Genomic DNA, 18,756 nt, shown 5'->3' on the forward strand with positions numbered 1-18,756 from the left:
AAAAGAGTAGAAAAGCCAGTGCATTCGAGCACTGGCTTTTTTCATCAGCTTAAGGCTCAAAACTCTTTTAATACCTCCCAGGTACTATTACTCTATCGCACGTTTGGCAAGCATACTTACAACGGCATCGTCCATCGGAGGGTTATGCAATCCCGCTCTTACGTCACGGTAATACTTTTCAAAAGAGTACTGCTTTGATAACCCCCTGCCGCCAGCAATACGCATAGCTAAATCAACGACTTCCGCTGCTGTGTTTGTCACGGCTAACTTCACAGCCGCAAGCTCTGCTCCCATGTTCTTACGCTGATGGGGTTCTGCATCCCACTTCTTTGCTGTGGAATACATAAATGAATGGGCCTGAAGCAGCTTCCATTCCATTTCACCGATTTTATCTTGGATATGCGCCACTTCAGCAATTGGTTTATCTAAGCTATTCGGCTGAAAATTTTTCGCAAATTCAATCGCATCATTTCTAGCAGCAACCGCAATCCCTAAATAACAAGCAGGGATATGCAAAAGCCAGCCTTTAGGCGAAGGTTTTCCTTCAGACTTCACTTCAACCAAATCATCGACATTTAGTTCTACTTCGTTCATAACCAAATCATCACTCTCAGTTCCTCTCATCCCGAGCGTGTCCCATGTTTTTTCAACGGATACTCCTGGCTGATGTCGATCTACCAAGAACCAGCCTACTTTATCCAGATCATCTACGTATGCTGATACAATATAATAATCCAGGTGGTCGGCCATGGAGGTGAAGGTCTTCCTGCCTGTAAGAATATACTCGTCTCCTTTACGAACGGCTTTGGTCTCAGGAACGCCCCCTCGAGTCGGACTTCCAGTCGCAGGTTCCGTTGCCGCACGGTTAACGACCTTTTGTTCCTCTGCCACCTCTTTGGCAAGACGATCAAATTGGTCAGCTTTCCAGAGCTGATCATCTTTCAGTTCCATCATGATGCCTAGATGCCACCCGATTGATAGAGCGACCGCCCCATCTCCTTCTGCAATCTTTTCCTGAAGCAAGAGAAATTCATACAATGATAAATCTTCCCCGCCATATCTAACAGGTAGCGTCAAAGAAGGATAACTTTCCTGCTTAATAACCTTCAGCGTTTTTGCAGAAAACACCGCATCTCGGTCCGTTTCTTTCAAATGGTCTTTGGCTTCTTCGGAAATACGCTCTGCCTTTTCGAACAGGCGCTTTTGACGATCATTTTTTATCAAGTCTTTAAACACATCTATCATCTGTTTCACTCCTGCATTCAATCTTTAGTTTAAATCATACTAAATATGTCGGTTTTTAACCAATGCCTAGCTCACCTTTCATGATGAACCAATGTAGAATAGATTACCCCTTTTCCATAAAAAGAAATCCCGACACCTGATCGATGTCGGGAGTGTATTATTTTACTTGAATAGCTTGAAGGGCTTGCTTGACAGACGCGTATGTTTGGAGAGACAATTCACTAAAATCAGCGTAAGGAGCACTTTGCATGGCAAAAGAAGGGTTAATGCCTGTAATTACAAGAGTCGTTCCCATCAAATCGAGCAGTTGGTTCATCTGATAAATTCCCATATGTACATCTTCATTATAGGAATGCACAGCAGACATATCCATAATGAGAAAATCTTCTTTAGATTCCTTGACATGATGACTGACTGATTCCAGCATTTGATGCAGACGTTCATCATCCACCGTTCCCACTAGCGGTAATACAGAAATTCCGTTCTCAACCGGAACAATCGGGGTAGATAGACGCTTCACTTCTGAAAGATAATGACCAATCAGTTCTTCCTGCTGGCGTCGGTAGGTCACATCTTTTTGGACGCCTACAAAAAAAGTCTGATCCATTTGTTCTAAGTAAATCGGAAAGATTTGCAGTTCATTCCAGAACATCGTCCCGTCTTTGCGGTAATTCTTCAATTCTACCTGGACCTTCTGGTCTTCTTGGAGACCTAGACGAATTTTTTCTAATTGATTAGGGCTCGTGTCTTCCCCTTGCAAGAAGCGGCAGTTCCTGCCGAGAATTTCATCGGCCTTATAGCCTGTCAGTTCCTCAAACCCTTTATTGCAGTAAATCATAGGGTTGTCCTCTTGTTCCGGATCAGTAATGACAACGCCAGCTCCTACTCGATCAATAGCTGCTTTAATAAATTCATTCTGTTGAATTTCTTCTAATTTATCAAATGATAGTTGATTCATGGCAAACAATCCCCTTTTGATATGAATGAATACTATTATAATAAAATGAATCTCTGAAAAATTCCAATGGTATCAAAAGCCATTTACCACGGCATGACCATAACTTGCGGCCATTTCTCCTTCCATTTCCTTGCTTTTTGATGGTAGACTTCTTCAGTAATTATTGCTTTATTCGGCCGGATAATCATCTGAAATAAATCCTCCAATCCAAAAGGAGCATAAACCTCATATCCGCTATTCGCCCGTCGTATCCCTACAGCTGAAGCCGTCGTTGGCCATGTACGGATAGCCTGTTCACAAGACTGATAAGGGGAAATTTTTTTGTTGAACTTTCGTTCGTACCAATAATGGACGAGTGCTTCATTTGTCAAATCGATATCATAAGGGAAGTCGGGAAGCTTTTCTTTTATACGCTTCTCCAATAACTTTTCTTCTTTTCTATCAGTGGACTCTGTAGAATCAAAATAGATGACATCCGCATCGCCTATTCCATAGGTTCGTTCATATCCATGCAAGTGATTCCATACGGTTTGGGTAATAACTCCAGCACCAATATAGTAGTCTGTGAAGTATGTATCACATGCATCAAACAGTTTGGGCAAAAACGGATGGGATTGAATGATCTCGATCAGTTTAGCCTCCATAATCACCCTCCTAATGTCCAGTCTTTACCCATGATTTCTTTCAAAAAAGCATCGACTTGCGGCAATTGGCTGATCACTTCTTTCCTGCATATCCAAGTTTCTCGGGTATAGGAACGATTCCCTTCCACGAGTGGGATATGAGCGCATGTATCCATTTCAGTTAAACTGATGCTCTCAGGGAGAACCGTCATCCCTAACCCCCGCTTCATCATTTGTTTAGCCGTTTCAAAATGATCGACTTTCATTGATCGTCTGAACCGAATCTGCTTCTGGCTACTCATCCAGTTTTCTATTAAACGCTGAAAACCTGGATCACTTTTAAATTCTATGAACGGACGCTCCTCTCCTTTTTTTAAAGGATACGTATCAAATAAGTGTAAGGGATCACTGAATAAACGGTCACACTCAAACTCATTCAGCGGTTCTCCTCTTATGACACATACATGAAAATCTTCAGCGGATTGCCGGATTTCTTCACTTACACCTGTTACAAGATCAACCGTTACATCAGGATACTTTTCAGTAAAAACTCTCAATACTTCAGGTAAAAAATACTGACTGAAAAGAGAGGATGCCCCGATCGATAAGGTGCCGGAAATGCTTGAATTAGTAAGAGCCAGGCGGTTACGAAGTGCTTCTTCGTTCTTTATTACGTTCACAGCGTGTTCAAGCACGACCTCCCCAAATGAGGTTGGGACAAGCTGTTTAGGAGTTCGAAGAAAGATTTTACCTCCAAGAGTTTCTTCCACGTACTTCAGACGCTGAGTAATCGCCGGCTGAGAGATGAGGACTTTCTTCGCTGTAGCTCGTATCGTTCGATAGTCTTTCAGATTGATTAATAAACGATAATCATCGATCTTCATACAGCCACCTCCTATAACTATTGGTTATCACTTTTTATAATAACTCAATATTATCCTTATACCTAAATCTGGGATAAGATGAAATTAGATTAATACGAAAGAAGTGAAGCACATGAACAGGACTCAAACCTCCTGCCTTCTCAGCAGTTATTTTCTTTATGAGTGTGGCAGGGCTATGTATTTCGTACTGATTACATGGTTTCTGTTTCAATGGACGAAAGATGCTCTCTATACAGGACTTTTTGTCAGTTTCGGATTTTTACCCGGCTTACTATCAAATCTTATTTTTGGAGTCATTGTGGATCGCTACAATCGGAAGTTTTTAGCGCTCCTGGCTGGCGGGGTAAGTGTACTATTCCTGTTTCTATTGTGGGGGGCTTTTTTCATGAACCTTATTAAGCCGTGGGTCATGATTGGCACGCACATGATGCTCCAAACAGCAGGATCCTTATTCAGACCCTCTCTTCAGGCTCTTGTGGCTGAAGTATTTAATAAAGAAGCTTTGCCGAGGATTTTTTCTTTGTCAAGCTCTTCTACTATTGCAGGAAGCTTAGTCGGTGCTGGAGTTGGCGGTCTTTTTTCTGGCTGGTTTGCTGTAGAGACAGCTATGATGATTGTCATCGGTTTATATGCAGGAGCCTTTTTAGCTACCGCACTTCTCTCCTATGAACGAAAGGAGAGGAAATCGACGGGGAAATCTCCGTCCTTTTGGAGAGAATTAAAGCAAGGGTTTACTTATTTAAACACTCACCAGATGTTATATGGCCTTTTCGTGATGATGATGCTCGGCCAGCTTACCTTTCACACGACACTCGGATTCTTATCCGTCTACACAAGTGCCTATTTGCATCAATCTTCTACCATCTACGGTTTGCTGGATGCCACCTTCTCGGTGGGAGGAATTACGGCAGGGCTGCTCGGTACATGGTGGTGGATGAAATGCAAGAACCATTTAGCCATCTGGTCGTTATTGACCGTTGCGGTGGGATTACTTTTACTCGCATTTGCGCAGCAAACGCTTATCGCGTATGTGGGAGTTATATGTGTCGGGATTGGAACTTCATTAGTTCGCGCGCTTTTGCAATCTGTTCAGCAAATAGCAACAGAGAAAGAGTTTCATGGGCGGATGGCGAGCTTTCGCATGCTTTGCAATCAAACATCCGTTGTCATCACCGGTCCGTTATTCGGGTATATCGCTGCCTCCTATGGAGCTAACTATGTTTTTCTATTTTTACTCATTCCTATTGTACTCGGGACCATTTGGGCAGTTTTACAGGCGAGAAACCCCGTGTTTATTGCAATCACAAACCAAAAAACCGCATAAGGAGAAGGTATGTTTCAGCTTCGGAAACATACCTTCTTTATTAAAATATCGAGTCGTAATCATTTGTCATTGAAGGGCTCTATGCTCTGCTTATCTCGTCTCTTCCTTCGGTGCTTTATAAACCTTCTCCACTTCTACTCCCAGCGTCTTTAAGTATTCGACAATCTGGTCTAGGCTCTTCATGATTTCACCTCAGTATTTGAAAAAAGATTTTGGCTCGAAACCACACCATTTCGTTCCGATATCAATCATACGTCCGAATCAAGGAAAACGTTTCATTTGTTTAGGTATAGTGCCCAATACCCTGTATTCGTTTCAAATATTCAGCTTTTTACACATTCGAAAATTTTTTATCGATATTCCTCGAATAATCTTCATTTGTTCCTCTAACTCTCGGAATCCCTGTGATACAAAGAACGGTTTCGCTGTTAAACTGCTCTCCGTCTCTATAGCATCCAATCCTGACTGAACCGCTCGCTCTTCCAGAAACTGTACCAGTTTTTTGGCAACACCTTGATGCTGAAAATCCTTATGAACATATAAAAGATCCAACACCTCCGCGTATAGACTGGCAACGCCAATGGTTTGGCCGTCCTGAGCAGCGATCCACGTGTCTGAGTCAGAAAGACGCTTTTGCCATCTGACTGAATCTTGAAAACCAAAAGACCAAGCCCTAATTTGCTGTGCATTATAATCGAAACGGTTTACCTCACGGATCGTATCCTGAATGAGATGCAAAATTTCTTCTGTATCTTCGTTGTGATATGGGCGTAGTTTCATACAATCCCTTCTCTCATCACTCTTATGATACCAGAAAAAGCTTGGTTAGAATTTTATTATTTTATGACAATTTCAATGCATATAAGTCTGCCATCTGATCAATAAAGACCTGTACATTTTTTGATTGTTCTTCTTTATTTTCAGGAGTAACGATGGAGAAGTAGCGTGTCATCGATTTTACATAAGGTAAGTCGAGAATTAGTTCTTCCGCTCCGGTATTTTCCACCACAGTTCTCGAAATGAAAGAAAGCCCCAACCCTTCTTTAACAGCTTGAACGACTCCGTGATTGCTTCCAATCGTAATTAGTTTTTTAGGGGAGATATTGTAAGAATCCATCATTAGATCAAGCATCGCCCTTGTGCCAGAACCGATTTCCCTCGAGATCCACGTTTGATTTTGGATATGTTGAAAAGATTGGGAACTTTCTTCCCTTAGTGGATGGTCTGGAGGCACAATGACAATCATTTCATCCTCAGAAAAAGGAGTCGATGCCAGCCCCTGTTGTTTTACTTGACCTTCAACCAAGCCAACATCCAGTTCGTGAAGCTGAATCGCACGATTGATCCGTTCTGAATTAGCGATTCTTACATGAAGATCCACATCAGGATACAAGTCATCAAACCCTTTTAAGATAGAGGGGAGAATATATTCTCCTACTGTATAGCTTGCACCAATATGGATATTACCTCTCATCTGATTTTGAAATTCATACACCTCATTTTGAGCTTTATCAATCACTCCAAGAATCTGCTTCGCTCTTTGGTAAACAAGCTCACCCGTTTGCGTAATTTTGAAGCGCTTTGGAGAACGGTCGATCAATGTGGAATTGAAATAATTCTCAAGGCTTTTAATGTGAAAGCTTACTGTAGGCTGGGACAGATTCAACTTTTGAGAAGCTTTCGTAAAACTTTGCAAATCCACGGCAGTGACAAATGTTTTCATTGCTTCGAAGTCCATATACTCACCCTTATTATTAATAATATTAATTTTTACTATTATAAAGTTTTATTTTACTGATGTTAAATAAGGACGTATAGTGTAAGAAGTGTAAATAGGAAATAAGAAGGTGAATCAAAAGTGCTGACATCACGACTAAACGCATATCGACCGCTTGTTTTAGGAATAGGATTTACAGCGGTCCTGGCTATGGCCGGATTCGGAATTGCCAGATTCCCTTATATTAATAAAATTGGACCATTGGCTGTAGCCATTCTTCTAGCTGTCTTTTACCGCCACTTCTTTGGTTATCCAGAAAATCTGCGCCATGGCATTCAATTTTCAGCAAAAAAACTGCTGCGATTAGCTATCATATTGTTTGGATTAAGACTTAACATCGATGTCATCTTGCAAGAAGGCATGCCCCTTTTGTTCAGGGACTTTCTAGTAATCTGCTTTTCCATCGGCTTAATGATCCTTTTAGCCCGGGTGTTCAAAGCTGATGACTCTTTATCCGTATTATTAGGGATCGGAACGGGGGTCTGTGGGGCATCAGCCATCGCTGCCGTCTCCCCCATCCTAAAAGCCAAAGAGGAAGATACCGCTTTAAGTGCGGGAATTATATCAATCGTAGGAACCTTGTTTGCCGTTGGGTACACGGTCATTCGTCCACTCCTCCCGTTTAATGCCGAAGCCTATGGGATGTGGGTTGGACTCAGCCTTCATGAAGTAGCTCACGTGGCACTGGCAGGAGCCCCTGCAGGAGAAGATGGATTAGGAATGGCACTGCTCGGAAAATTAGGCCGAGTCTTCCTATTAGTACCACTAAGTTTACTCTTGATCTGGTTCATGCAAAAAAAGGGAAAGCAGGAGGAAGGAAACCAGATTACGTTTCCCTGGTTTTTAGTCGGTTTCATTCTCATGAGCGTGTTCGGAAGCTATGTAGAAGGACGCTTCTTCACAATACCCAATGATGTAATGAAGGGAATTTCCTCTTTGACCTCTTTCTTACTGACAATGGCTATGGTGGGACTAGGACTTAGTGTGAGTCTGAAAGATGTAAGACAAAAAGCGCTGAAACCCATGCTGTTGCTGATCGTTACTTCTCTGCTTTTATCTGTGGTTACTTACTGGTTGGTTTAAAGGTGTTGGATTCAGGGAGCTTTGTCTTCCCTTTAGGGCACTTTCCTTTCAAATTAATGAGAATTAACCGATCACAAAAAGAAGTCCGACTCAGTTAAGCGGACTTCTTTTTTTCTATTAAACGCGATCAATGAATTCAGCTTGAAATAACCGCATCAATACTAGATTGTGCCACTTTCCATTTCTATACATCACTTCTTCCATTACTCCTTCTTTTTGAAAACCAAGTTTTTCATACATGTTGATGGCAAGATCATTGAATGAAAAAACCTTCAAAGCCAGCCTGTGTAAATTTAAATCATTGAACGCATAGTTAATTAAAAGTTGAAAGGCTTCCTTACCAAGTCCTTTTCCCCAGTAATCTTTGTTTCCAATATCAATGATGCATTCCGCATTCCGATTCTTATCATCTATTTGCAGAAGAGAGGTGACGCCGATCGCCTCGTTTTTCTGAAGATGTTCTATGATGTAGGTTTTTGAGGTTGATGAAGTAGTGATGGACCGTACAAATTCTTCGGTCTCATCCAGCGTATAAGAATCAAGGTGAGGGCTTGTCTACTTCATGACGTCAGGGTATTTCTCCAACCATGGTAAACATTCGTATCTGCCATTGTCATTTTCCTCAAGCAAATGTTCTCAGACATTAACATATCTATCCTCCCTCCTTTCTATCTTTTAAAATATTTTCCAATATGAAAGAATTGTATTAGCAACCGTCCACCTCATGTCGATTTTTGTTAGAATAAGTAGTAGATTGATAGTAGTTACTAGAATCCTAATACAGAAAGGATATGATTTGGTGGACATTTGCTTCATCCAACATACCCACTCAGAGACGGCTAGTAGAATTTTTAATTTACAACTACGTTCGTATAAAATAGAAGCAGATTTAATTGATTTTGAAGGACTGCCTCCGTTACAAGATTCCAAAGAAGCGATCATGAAGTCGAACGAGGTATTCATCGGATGCGTGCTCGACCAAAAGCTTCTTGGTGTACTTTCTTATGAAGAAACGAATTACAAAATTTATATTAATCGCCTTATGGTAGATCCAGACCATTTCCGAAAAGGAATTGGTCAGCGGATGCTGTCTTATTTGATAGACGCCTACCCAGAGGATACCATCATCGTTCAAACTGGTGCTAAGAATAAGCCAGCTGTTGAACTTTATAAAAAGCACGGCTTTCAGCCTACCGATGAAGTTGAGGTAGCCCCTGGGGTCACTATTACGCAGATGGAATGCTTGCCAACAAGTTAATTCATCACAAAAGGAAGAGGCTCACACTCCTCTTCCTTTTATTTTTCAGGTAATTGATATTGGTTTTCTTCCTCAGCGAAACGATTGTATCTTCGCTGGAACCAATAAAACAGATGGGTGACGAATACTTTTATAATCGCATAACCTGGAATCGCGAGGATGATTCCAATGACGCCAAACAAATGCCCAGCGGTCAGTAATACAAATATGATCGTAACAGGGTGAATGTGTAAGCTTTTCCCCATGATTTGCGGAGAGATGAATTTTCCTTCGAGCAGTTGAACAACGGTCCATACAAACGCTAGCTTTAACACCATAAAAGGTGAAGTAACAATGGCGATAATCAAAGCTGGAGTAATCGCAATCATCGGCCCCAGGTATGGAACGACACTCGTGACACTTGCGATCGCTGCTAACAATAGAGCGTAATCAAGTCCAATAATTAAAAATCCAATATACATCATTACCCCGATGCAAAAACTGACGATAATCTGCCCCTGAATATACGCACTCAACTGATGATCGATACCTTTAAATATACTGGTCACTTCCGACCTTACTCTTGGCGGGAAGAAACTGATGATTTTTTCCGGAAGCTTGTGTCCGTCTTTCAGCAGGTAAAAAAGGATGAATGGAAGCGTGACAAGCGCAACGATCACATTAGTCACTGTTGTAATGAAAGTCGTTATGCCTTCCACTGTTTGTGTTGCGTAATTCCCGAGGTCAGGAAGTTGATTCAGCAGCCCATCCACGTCCTGAAACAGGTTGCTGTAATAACTTCCTAAAAAGGAATCACGTAACCATCGGTCCAAGGAATTGACCAAATCACGTAAATAACTTGGTAATTCTTCTGCAAGACTGACAAACTGCTTTTCTAAAAACGGGATAATCAGAACGATTAACAAAGTGATTAAACCTACCACCATAAGCAAGGTAATCAGGATCGCCCATATTCGCTTGACCTTCCAAGATTCCATTAAATTAATAATCGGTCTCAGCAAATAGTAGACAACTACGGATAAGATAATCGGAAGCGCAACAGTTTCAACGAAAATAACTAACGGATGAAAGATAAAATCCACTTGAGTGTAAACAAGAATATTCAATCCTATAATTAACAGGATCCCTAATATGTATAGTAATTTTCTTCCACCAAAAAAGCGTATAAGCGGTGCAGAGTCCCAGCGATTCATATGCATATCTCCTTCGTTCTAACCAGTGCTGCTTTTTGTATAAGTTTACCATAATCTAAAAAAATAGTGCCTATTTTAATAGGCACTATGCTTAATATCTTCCTCTGCGTTTACGCATGAATTTCTTAACTAGTGGATATATGATCGGCCCGTATTTCATGACTCGTTTGATTAGTCGTGCCAATGATTGATCCTCCTCTATAGGGATAGTTGTTAACTATACTTCCCGATTTGAGAGACTTACAAACACGCTTTATGGGATGTACCTGACAAAACGAATCGAAAGATATGGATCATCGGATTTCATTATAAAACTCTTCCATTACACGTGTTATGTATTCTGCAGAATGAGTTTCCTTATACGTAGACCAATAGCCCTTAGTGCAGACGCTGATTATGCCTTGCACATGTTCCGGCCCTGCTTATACCACCGTGATCATCCACTCACCCTCCAACGATTCTATGATAAAGGCTCTTAGCTTCCGAAACGTCTTTCGTCCCATGGATGAGGACACGTCCATCATTAAAAAAAACCATGCGCTTAGATTCATGTTCGTAAGACAAAAGAAAAGGATTTTGTTTAATTTTATGATGCGGTAGACGCGTTCTCAGTTCATCTAAATCACGCGATTCTATTCCGGAAGGTCGGATTTGTACTGTTTCTCGTCCACACAGGACAGCTGTTTTCGTCTGATTTTGGTGTGATAAAAATGGATACGACGGCTTTGTCCCACAGGATGGACATTCAGGATTTTTTGCGTTGGAAACTTTTATGCCTGAATAATGATGATTCCATAAATCAAACGTAATCAACTTGCCATGAAGAGATTCGATATCACCAACTAGTATTTTTAAAGCTTCTGCCACTTGATGTGCGGTCACCATCTGAACCGCAGGACTAATAACGCCGACTGTATCACAAGTGGCCCCTCCCAGAGGAACCGTTTCCATTAAACAATGCAAGCAAGGAGTTTCAGTTGGTACAACCGTGTAACTCATGCCATGACTACCAACACAAGCCCCATAGATCCACGGGACTCTGTACTTTTGCGACATATCGTTGATAAGCATCCGCGTCTCGAAATTATCGGTAGCGTCCAAGACCAAGTCGACGTCCTTCATTATGGTTTCCAGCTCTTCTGCTTGAACGTCCTCCACTTTTTCAACAATAGACACATCAGAATTTATTTCTGTTAAGCGTTTTTTGGCTGCTACCGCTTTTGGTAATTTTTCTAAGGCATCACTCTCTGAGAAAAGCTGCTGACGTTGCAGGTTGCTCCCTTCAACGTAGTCACGGTCAACAATAGTCAGTCGCCCTATACCAGCGCGGACAAGCTGCTCCGAGCTGCTTGTACCGAGCGCCCCTGCCCCAATGATCAAGACATGCTTTTCTGATAGCCGCTGCTGGCCTCCTTCACCGATTGGTTGAAACAGCTGTTGTCTTGAGTATCGATCTGAAAGCATGCTTTATTTCACCCCTTTCCTACTATCTTTACCTCATCACGCTTCCGCCAGATATTTTCAAAGATTCACCGACAATGTTTTCTGAAGCATCAGACAAAAGGTACACAATCGAGCGCGCAACTTCCTCCGGTGTACTCAATTTTCCTGATGGAATCCCTTTTTCGGCAATTTTCCGCTGTTCTTCATAGGTGCGCCCTTCCCGTTCTCCTTTGTTTTTAATGGCTTGCTGGCCCATTGATGTATCTACATAACCAGGGCAGACGGCATTGACGCGAATATTATGCTCAATAGCTTCTAACGCAAACGACTGAGTGAATCCTGTTACTGCAAATTTGGAAGCACTATAAGCAATATTACTATGGGTTCCGCGCAGACCAGATAGGGAAGAAAGATTTACGATAGCTCCCTTTTTCTGCTTTTTCATATGTTGATAAACTTCCTGTGTCAACATTACTGTGGAAAAATAATTGAGTTCCATAACGGTGCGAAGGTCATCTTCTGACATTTGATCAAGCGGCCGACCACCAATGATACCTGCTGAATTCACAAGTCCTGTGATCTTCCCCATTTTATCCACAGCATCAGCTGCCAAACGGCCGCGGTCTTCTGGATCATTTAAATCCGCCGGGCATACTTCAATATGTGCTTCTTTATTAATCGTAGCACATTCATTTTTCAAATCTGCTAATTTTTCTTCATTACGTCCAGTGATCACTACATTACCGCCAGCTCTTACTACCTCTTTAGCTGCTTCGTAGCCAATTCCTCCTGTAGCTCCAGTAATCAAAACGTACTGATCCTTTAATGCATCTTCTGAGAAAATAATCATTATGATTCGCCTCCTTAGCGTTTCATGTATCCTTTTCTCCGTAGAACAAAACCTCTTGTATGGAGTTAGTTAAAAATCACGGCATTTTCTAAAATTCACCATTAAAAAATCAGCGCTTAAGTGACAGTGTCTGCCCTTAAAGCGCTGATCCACGGAACTCCTTCTTTTAGATATTCCGCCATGTTGATTCTTTTTTTGTTTCTTCTCATAGCTACCTTCACCACTTATTAAGTTATTTCCGCTTGTTGTTCTGCTTACGGAAAGAAAAAAGAACCTTTCCTGACCGTGTGCGCTTCATACCTTTTGTTTTAGCCTGCGCTTTACCTTCAGGGCTGTTCTTGAAGTCTTCGTCAAACAGCTCACGGGCTTTTGAATATAGCAGAGTCATCGTGGTGTACCTCCTTTTCTTTATAGGGTTATAATACGATTCCCCTTGATATTATTAGTAAAACGTAGAATTTGCAAGAGAAATTTATCTTTTATATGTTTTTTTCTAGAGCTTGCTCTAAAATCACCTGCCATCCCTTCTCACCTAGCTTGCGTTCCCCTTTATCGACAAATCCACACTTCTTATATACGCTTTGTGCGGAATGATTTTTGACATTCACACTTAACACCACATGGGTGGTTCCAGGAAAATGTTCACGAACGTATTCCGGCAGCTTTTTCAAGGAATGCTTCGCATATCCCTTACCTTGTTCACCTTCATCGATCATATAGGCGATTAATAATAATGCGCTTTTATGGTGAGTATATTCCTGAACCCTTGGCCCATCCTGCAGTACAAACATTCCAACAGGCTTCCCATCAGCAAGAATCGTAACAGGATTTCTTGTCGGATCTCCTTCTGCTAATTGGACAGACTCAGCGGCCATGGCAGTAAAATTTAGCTGATCTTCTGGTAAATAGAAATGACTAATAGTTTCTTTATGACTTTGTTCATAAGGTTTCAACTGTACTGACATTCCCCGCTCCACCTCTTCGCCTTTTTTTCCACATTATAGCAAACATGAGCAAATCATTCGTAACCGTTACCACACCTTTTTATAATGAATGATAAAGCTTACCCTAACTAAGGAGGACGCAAACGAATGTTGAAAGTAGCAGCTTTAGTCGGAAGTATTCGTCAAGATTCCTACAATATGAAAATAACGAAATTTATCCGAGATCGTTATAAAGATCACTTGGATATCAAGATTGTTCCAATTCGTGATATAGCCCATTACGATCAAGACATAGAAAATGAACCACCGGCTTCCGTTCAAAATTTTAAAGCACAGTTATCGGGTGTTGATGCTTTTCTTGTGGTCACACCTGAATTTAATCACTCGATTCCGGGAGTCCTGAAAAACGCGCTTGACTGGCTGTCAAGAGGAAATAAGGAAATGGACGGAAAACCAACGTTCCTAGCAGGTGCCACTATGGGGGCCCTCGGTACAGTAAGAGCCCAAATGCACCTTCGCCAAATATTAAATGCTCCAGGAATGGGGGCAAATGTACTGCCAGGAAATGAAATTCTCATCGGGCACGTTCAGCATAAAGTGGACGACTCTGGTCAACTGACCGATCAAGGCACCATCCAGTTTATTGACGGTGTTGTAGATGAATTCGTCCAGTTTGCCCACTCCCAAAGTAAAACAAGAGAAATCGCCTCTAATCCCTAAGATTATCTTAGGGATTTTTTCTGTTTGAACAAGGTTACACAGTGGAATAATGCATGTAGATAATTTTCAAGAGTTAAACGGCAGTTGTTTTTTTAAAATTATATTGTATTGTGATACAAGTATATTTCTAATCCAATCAGGGTAAATAAACGAGACAGCTCTTACATAGGAGGAAACTCAATGGAAAATCTGAACCAAAAAATGGCGAACTACTTTCAAGACAACCAGACACTTCTGGTCGATGAACTATTACCTGGCACTCTAAACGAATTAGAGTTGGACTATACAGAAAAAGACTTGAACCAGCACTATGATATGTTGCGTTCTCTATTGGATCGCGTGGCTAAAAGTCTGCTTCGCACCGATGAGGAAACGGATGCTGCTGAACCGGGGTATGATTCTGAGAACTATTTTTATGCGCAGGGATTATTATTAAAACAAACGGTCGATGTCTTATGTGTTTTCCGACTGTCTCTCCTTAAGCATCTTCGTAACTCTAATTTGATCCACCAAGCTCGCGTCGAAGAAGGGATGGAAGTATCAGAACAGATCATTTTTGCTTTTGACGCGGCCATCAGAGCCACGACGGAAAACTATAACTTACTAAAAGAAAAAGAACATGAAGAGTTTGAACGAAGCTTGAACTACATTTCTACACCAGTTGTACTTATCGATGATTCCCAGGCAGTCGTGCCGCTAGTTGGTGAGTTTTCTTCAGAACGTTTTGAAGTCGTTATGGAAAATACCCTAGAAAAAATAAAAGAATACGGCTTAAGAGTTTTGTATCTCGACTTTTCAGGAATTGCAACGTTTAATCATGTGTTCATCAATGATATCTATAACCTCACACAAACCATTGAGCTGCTCGGAACAAGAACGATCCTAACAGGGATTAAAACAGAGATGGCTGCTGCTGCCGTTCAGGCTGATATGAGTTTTGAAAATCTGGAAACATTCGGAGAATTACGTCATGCTTTAGATTCCATCAACAAGAAATAAAAAAAGGCGATACCCTTAGGATATCGCCTTTCTCATTTATTTCTTATTCATATACAGTTACTTCTACTTGTTTACGTCCGAAGTCAAGAGCATCGGATTGGTTAGGAATAAATACATCAATGCGATTACCGTCAATTGCACCGCCGATGTCTCCTGCAATTGCTTTTCCGTACCCTTCAACATAAACTTCAGATCCTAGTGGAATTACATCAGGATCAACCGCAATCACTTTGCGATCAGGATTTGCTTTCAGGTCAATACCTGTATACGTGGTACCTGAGCATCCTTCGCAATTCGCTGTATAAGCTGTTGCTTCCGCGGTAAATGTTTTTGCAACATTATCATCAGAAGATTGCTCTTCGGAAGATGTTTGCTCTGGAGCTTCTTGCTCTTCATTTTCGCTGGAAGAATTTGAAGTTCTCTCTCCTGCTACTGCTTGTCCTTCAACAGATAGTTTATCTCCAGGGTGGATCAAGGCAGAGTCTAATCCGTTCCAAGATTGAAGCTCGTCTACGCTCACTCCGTAATCTTGACCAATGCTCCATAGAGTGTCCCCGGATTTAACCGTGTGTGTGTCGCCACTTGCATTACCTTCTGCTTTCTCTTCATTGATGTTCAATGTTTGATCTGGAAAAATCAAGTTAGATGAAAGATTATTTTCTTGTTTTATTTGTTCAACGGATACTCCCTTTTCTTGAGCAATGCTCCATAGAGTATCACCTTTATTTACTACAACTTCTTCTGCACTAGCTGTTACTGTTGTTGCTGCCATAATCGTTGAGACTGCCGCCAATGAAAAAACTGTTTTTTTCATGTTTTAATGCCTCCTTGATATACAGTTGTGCTCATAAGATGTTTTTTTGTTGATGAGCTCTGTCTTAAAACTACATTTCCCACCATAACATCTATAGCGATTAAGCCAATAACAGGACAACAACAATAACATTTCATTCATTACATCCTTTTTACACCGTTGTAATATGATGGTCCTATTGGTAAAAAGATCCCCGCCAAAATTTGTAAGCGATATGAAGAAGAATTATAATTGTAATATTCACACAATTAAGGTGGGATCGTTTATGTTAGAAGAGCAGACGATTAGGCAGCCTGAAATAAAACCTTATACGGACGAAAACATTGGACAAAGTTTTATGAATAATCATTATAGGGTGGATTTACGAACAATTTCCGAGAAGAATTATAACCAGTTCATTACGTCCAATACTGTGCGTGACTGGTCGCAGCTTTCATGGAAGGATGTGGGTAAACCTTATGAAGTGAAAGCCAACTCTAAGGAACGTATTAATTGGGAAAAGCAAAATAATAGAGATATGGACCCTCACACTTCGTGGACATACTTCAATAGAGCTTTTCATGAATGGTTCGTAAAGGATGTACCTAAAGAAATGAAAGAATCGAAGTCCCGATTCATAACAAGTTTAGGGACATTCAATCCCTCAGAAATAAGACAAGCCCTGGGAACTGTAGTCCAGCTGCAGTTTTGGAATTACGCTCACCGAATTCAAGACGGTATTTGGGATCCTCGTGGGAAGCGAGCGTTGTTCGACGGCCTTCATTTAAGGAAACCTCGAATTCTATTTCTTGGTGCTGCTGAAGGATATGAAGCGATGCAGCTAGGGGCGATGTACCCTGGAGCAGAAATCATCATGGTTGATTACGATGAATATTGCAAGACGACAAGGTTTGCGGACTTTCCTGACAGTTACCCGTTTTTAGGAGAGAACCCGAGAACCGGAACACATACCGTTGTTTATAAAGATGATTTAAATATCGAGTATGTTGTCGATGATATCCGCAACCTGGATTATGGTAAAGAATTTGATGTCGTGTTGTCTGTTGGTTTACTCGAACATTTTCCAGATGACTATAAACATGAAGTAGCTGATTGGCATCGTCGTTTCTTAAAGCCTGGTGGATATGCAATTTTGACGACTCCCAGAAACCAAATGCGCTCACGGCTTTACTATAAAGTCATGGCAGACGTGATGAACCATACGTATCGTGAGCTGATGACGGTTGAACAGATGGGAATGTATATGTACGAGAACGGTTTTGATATTCTCAGTCATGGCTACATCAAGGTTCACAATGGTCTCATTTGTCAGCCGAGATAATTTGTAAACGCCTCTCTCATTCTTCAATTAAATGGCGGGATAGCGGGAGACTAGATTTCGAGATGTTTGTGTGGAAGAAAGGGGCGTTGGGGAAGGATTCGCTTTCCTGCGGGGGAACTGGCAAGCCTCCTTGTTCGCTTTGCTCACTGTGGGGTCTCGCCTACCTCCTTCTCCCGCGGGAGTCTCACCCTTCCCCAACTCCCTTTAACATAGGAGATTCTCGAATTCCCTCTAATAGGAACTGCCTACTAATTGTAACGAATCAACAATCCTTCATTCCAGAAGAAACCTTTCCGAGCTACTTTATAACTTATGGGAGATGGGAAAACGGCGAGACTCCTGTGGGATGAACATGATAGGTGAGACCCCGGAAGACGAAAGTCTGAGGAGGCTCAGCACATGCCCACGGAAAGCGAGTCGTTTTTCCATCTCCCATATTTTCACACAAAAGCCTCGATACTGAGTCTTCAGGATAAGGAGAGTTTATTGCAATACTGGAGGAATCTAAGAAAAAAGGACGCTTTAAGCGCCCTTTCTTATTTCTGTTCGAGTTGATCACAGTATGCGTGCATAGCTTTTTGTAGAAATGCCGCATACCCTTCTTTCAACTTATCGATATTCTTCGTGAACCGAGGATCATTCACATACATATCCGCCAGACCACGGAATATCTCCGGTGTACAATGGTAGAAATTATCGGTGATATGCTGACGTTTCTCACCAATTAATCGCTGCACCTCTTGATCTTCAGGACCTTGATTCATGCGTGCGATAATTTGTCTGTCAATCTCATAACCTTCTTCCTGAATCCTCTTCCAGTCTTCTTCGGTATAAGAGGCTGCCTTCTTTTTAGATTCTTTATAGGCATCTGAACCTCCCCATCGCTCTTTCACTTCTTTTTCATATTTCTTCTGGTGGGCTTCCATTTCACTTTTATCAAAAGGTTCAAATCGATCCTTATTAGACATTTTCCTTCCTCCTTCCAGCGCTTGAAGCGTTTGTTCAACAGAGTCAATGATGCGATCCAACCGGTTTCTTTTTTCCATTAGTATTTTCCTATGGGTGTTCAGCGCTTGCTCTTGATCAAAATCAGGATTATCTAAAATCTGTTTTATTTTATCCAGGGTAAAGTCCATCTCTCGAAAAAACAGGATTTGCTGTAAGCGTGCTAGCTCTTCTTCCCCGTATAGACGATATCCGTTTTCCCCTGTCCGGACAGGATTCAGAAGACCGATATGATCGTAATGGTGTAGTGTGCGCACACTAATACCAGCAAGATCTGCAACCTCCCTTACTTTATACATGGTGATCACCTCACTT

The 18,756-nt window shown here is 41.5% G+C and carries 19 protein-coding genes and 1 pseudogene; 6 read left to right on the plus strand and 14 right to left on the minus strand.

All coding sequences use genetic code 11. The features are described 5' to 3' along the window. Nucleotides 1-87: 87 nt before the first annotated feature. The 4 genes from HM131_RS19820 to HM131_RS19835 all read right to left on the minus strand — a co-directional run bounded on the left by HM131_RS19820 (nt 88) and on the right by HM131_RS19835 (nt 3,710). Nucleotides 88-1,245: an acyl-CoA dehydrogenase family protein gene (locus HM131_RS19820; protein WP_085031475.1), complete on the minus strand. Its 1,158-nt coding sequence runs from the start codon at nt 1,243-1,245 to the stop codon at nt 88-90. Between the two features lie 157 nt (nt 1,246-1,402). Then, nucleotides 1,403-2,203: a YtvA family blue-light photoreceptor gene (locus HM131_RS19825; protein WP_085031477.1), complete on the minus strand. Its 801-nt coding sequence runs from the start codon at nt 2,201-2,203 to the stop codon at nt 1,403-1,405. A gap of 83 nt (nt 2,204-2,286) precedes the next feature. Then, nucleotides 2,287-2,847: a nucleotidyltransferase family protein gene (locus HM131_RS19830; RefSeq protein ID WP_085031480.1), complete on the minus strand. Its 561-nt coding sequence runs from the start codon at nt 2,845-2,847 to the stop codon at nt 2,287-2,289. Nucleotides 2,848-2,849: 2 nt separating this feature from the next. Next, complete coding sequence (locus HM131_RS19835; protein ID WP_085031482.1) at nt 2,850-3,710, minus strand: LysR family transcriptional regulator; 861 nt, start codon at nt 3,708-3,710, stop codon at nt 2,850-2,852. A gap of 112 nt (nt 3,711-3,822) precedes the next feature. On the opposite strand from HM131_RS19835, the gene HM131_RS19840 reads away from it, so the two are divergent. Further along, nucleotides 3,823-5,034, plus strand: coding sequence for an MFS transporter (locus HM131_RS19840; RefSeq protein WP_085031484.1), 1,212 nt, complete (start codon nt 3,823-3,825; stop codon nt 5,032-5,034). Between the two features lie 315 nt (nt 5,035-5,349). On the opposite strand, the gene HM131_RS19845 is transcribed toward HM131_RS19840, so the two are convergent. Together HM131_RS19845 and HM131_RS19850 are read right to left on the minus strand one after the other, a co-directional pair. Then, nucleotides 5,350-5,814 (minus strand): GNAT family N-acetyltransferase, encoded by a 465-nt coding sequence (locus HM131_RS19845; RefSeq protein ID WP_085031486.1) that lies wholly within the window; start codon nt 5,812-5,814, stop codon nt 5,350-5,352. A gap of 61 nt (nt 5,815-5,875) precedes the next feature. Continuing rightward, nucleotides 5,876-6,772, minus strand: a complete 897-nt coding sequence (locus tag HM131_RS19850; protein ID WP_085031488.1) for a LysR substrate-binding domain-containing protein — start codon at nt 6,770-6,772, stop codon at nt 5,876-5,878. A gap of 120 nt (nt 6,773-6,892) precedes the next feature. Between HM131_RS19850 and HM131_RS19855 the strand changes: the two genes are divergently transcribed. Next, nucleotides 6,893-7,894, plus strand: coding sequence for a YeiH family protein (locus HM131_RS19855; protein WP_232324831.1), 1,002 nt, complete (start codon nt 6,893-6,895; stop codon nt 7,892-7,894). 117 nt (nt 7,895-8,011) lie between these two features. On the opposite strand, the pseudogene HM131_RS19860 reads toward HM131_RS19855, so the two are convergent. Beyond that, nucleotides 8,012-8,544: pseudogene (locus HM131_RS19860) on the minus strand (GNAT family N-acetyltransferase). A gap of 149 nt (nt 8,545-8,693) precedes the next feature. Between HM131_RS19860 and HM131_RS19865 the strand changes: the two are divergent. Next, nucleotides 8,694-9,152 (plus strand): GNAT family N-acetyltransferase, encoded by a 459-nt coding sequence (locus HM131_RS19865; RefSeq protein ID WP_198162687.1) that lies wholly within the window; start codon nt 8,694-8,696, stop codon nt 9,150-9,152. 38 nt (nt 9,153-9,190) lie between these two features. Here the strand turns inward: HM131_RS19865 and HM131_RS19870 are convergent, their stop codons facing one another. From HM131_RS19870 to HM131_RS19885, 5 genes are all read right to left on the minus strand, one after another. Next, complete coding sequence (locus HM131_RS19870; protein WP_085031492.1) at nt 9,191-10,345, minus strand: AI-2E family transporter; 1,155 nt, start codon at nt 10,343-10,345, stop codon at nt 9,191-9,193. 444 nt (nt 10,346-10,789) lie between these two features. After that, nucleotides 10,790-11,809: a thiazole biosynthesis adenylyltransferase ThiF gene (locus tag HM131_RS19875; protein WP_085031494.1), complete on the minus strand. Its 1,020-nt coding sequence runs from the start codon at nt 11,807-11,809 to the stop codon at nt 10,790-10,792. A 28-nt stretch (nt 11,810-11,837) separates the two neighbouring features. Further along, nucleotides 11,838-12,638 carry an SDR family NAD(P)-dependent oxidoreductase gene (locus tag HM131_RS19880; RefSeq protein ID WP_085031496.1) on the minus strand — a complete coding sequence of 267 codons (801 nt, stop codon included), beginning with the start codon at nt 12,636-12,638 and terminating at the stop codon, nt 11,838-11,840. 232 nt (nt 12,639-12,870) lie between these two features. After that, the gene (locus HM131_RS21000) at nt 12,871-13,026 is read right to left on the minus strand and encodes a hypothetical protein (protein WP_197061389.1); all 156 of its coding nucleotides are present in this window, start codon (nt 13,024-13,026) and stop codon (nt 12,871-12,873) included. Between the two features lie 91 nt (nt 13,027-13,117). Beyond that, the gene (locus HM131_RS19885) at nt 13,118-13,603 is read right to left on the minus strand and encodes a GNAT family N-acetyltransferase (RefSeq protein WP_085031498.1); all 486 of its coding nucleotides are present in this window, start codon (nt 13,601-13,603) and stop codon (nt 13,118-13,120) included. 129 nt (nt 13,604-13,732) lie between these two features. Between HM131_RS19885 and HM131_RS19890 the strand changes: the two genes are divergently transcribed. Further along, on the plus strand, nt 13,733-14,302 hold the full coding sequence (locus tag HM131_RS19890) for an NADPH-dependent FMN reductase (protein ID WP_085032142.1): 570 nt from the start codon (nt 13,733-13,735) through the stop codon (nt 14,300-14,302). A gap of 180 nt (nt 14,303-14,482) precedes the next feature. After that, nucleotides 14,483-15,301 (plus strand): STAS domain-containing protein, encoded by an 819-nt coding sequence (locus tag HM131_RS19895; protein WP_085031500.1) that lies wholly within the window; start codon nt 14,483-14,485, stop codon nt 15,299-15,301. 43 nt (nt 15,302-15,344) lie between these two features. Here HM131_RS19895 and HM131_RS19900 read toward each other — a convergent pair whose 3' ends face one another. Further along, on the minus strand, nt 15,345-16,115 hold the full coding sequence (locus HM131_RS19900) for a LysM peptidoglycan-binding and 3D domain-containing protein (protein WP_085031502.1): 771 nt from the start codon (nt 16,113-16,115) through the stop codon (nt 15,345-15,347). Nucleotides 16,116-16,380: 265 nt separating this feature from the next. On the opposite strand from HM131_RS19900, the gene HM131_RS19905 reads away from it, so the two are divergent. Further along, nucleotides 16,381-17,436 carry a class I SAM-dependent methyltransferase gene (locus HM131_RS19905; protein ID WP_085031504.1) on the plus strand — a complete coding sequence of 352 codons (1,056 nt, stop codon included), beginning with the start codon at nt 16,381-16,383 and terminating at the stop codon, nt 17,434-17,436. A 536-nt stretch (nt 17,437-17,972) separates the two neighbouring features. Here the strand turns inward: HM131_RS19905 and HM131_RS19910 are convergent. Then, a complete protein-coding gene (locus tag HM131_RS19910) occupies nt 17,973-18,740 on the minus strand; it encodes a MerR family transcriptional regulator (protein ID WP_085031506.1) in 768 nt (255 codons plus the stop codon). Nucleotides 18,741-18,756 lie beyond the last annotated feature (16 nt).

Origin of the sequence: Halobacillus mangrovi (assembly GCF_002097535.1) — a bacterium.
Lineage (GTDB): Bacteria > Bacillota > Bacilli > Bacillales > Halobacillaceae > Halobacillus > Halobacillus mangrovi_A.

Coding starts and splice junctions, on each gene's coding strand:
- HM131_RS19875 (WP_085031494.1), bottom strand. CDS start 11,809: ATGCTTTCAGATCGATACTCAAGACAACAGCTGTTTCAACCAATCGGT.
- HM131_RS19850 (WP_085031488.1), bottom strand. CDS start 6,772: ATGGACTTCGAAGCAATGAAAACATTTGTCACTGCCGTGGATTTGCAA.
- HM131_RS19885 (WP_085031498.1), bottom strand. CDS start 13,603: ATGTCAGTACAGTTGAAACCTTATGAACAAAGTCATAAAGAAACTATT.
- HM131_RS19830 (WP_085031480.1), bottom strand. CDS start 2,847: ATGGAGGCTAAACTGATCGAGATCATTCAATCCCATCCGTTTTTGCCC.
- HM131_RS19900 (WP_085031502.1), bottom strand. CDS start 16,115: ATGAAAAAAACAGTTTTTTCATTGGCGGCAGTCTCAACGATTATGGCA.
- HM131_RS19825 (WP_085031477.1), bottom strand. CDS start 2,203: ATGAATCAACTATCATTTGATAAATTAGAAGAAATTCAACAGAATGAA.
- HM131_RS19835 (WP_085031482.1), bottom strand. CDS start 3,710: ATGAAGATCGATGATTATCGTTTATTAATCAATCTGAAAGACTATCGA.
- HM131_RS19905 (WP_085031504.1), top strand. CDS start 16,381: ATGTTAGAAGAGCAGACGATTAGGCAGCCTGAAATAAAACCTTATACG.
- HM131_RS19910 (WP_085031506.1), bottom strand. CDS start 18,740: ATGTATAAAGTAAGGGAGGTTGCAGATCTTGCTGGTATTAGTGTGCGC.
- HM131_RS19895 (WP_085031500.1), top strand. CDS start 14,483: ATGGAAAATCTGAACCAAAAAATGGCGAACTACTTTCAAGACAACCAG.
- HM131_RS19870 (WP_085031492.1), bottom strand. CDS start 10,345: ATGAATCGCTGGGACTCTGCACCGCTTATACGCTTTTTTGGTGGAAGA.
- HM131_RS19840 (WP_085031484.1), top strand. CDS start 3,823: ATGAACAGGACTCAAACCTCCTGCCTTCTCAGCAGTTATTTTCTTTAT.
- HM131_RS19880 (WP_085031496.1), bottom strand. CDS start 12,638: ATGATTATTTTCTCAGAAGATGCATTAAAGGATCAGTACGTTTTGATT.
- HM131_RS19845 (WP_085031486.1), bottom strand. CDS start 5,814: ATGAAACTACGCCCATATCACAACGAAGATACAGAAGAAATTTTGCAT.
- HM131_RS21000 (WP_197061389.1), bottom strand. CDS start 13,026: ATGACTCTGCTATATTCAAAAGCCCGTGAGCTGTTTGACGAAGACTTC.
- HM131_RS19820 (WP_085031475.1), bottom strand. CDS start 1,245: ATGATAGATGTGTTTAAAGACTTGATAAAAAATGATCGTCAAAAGCGC.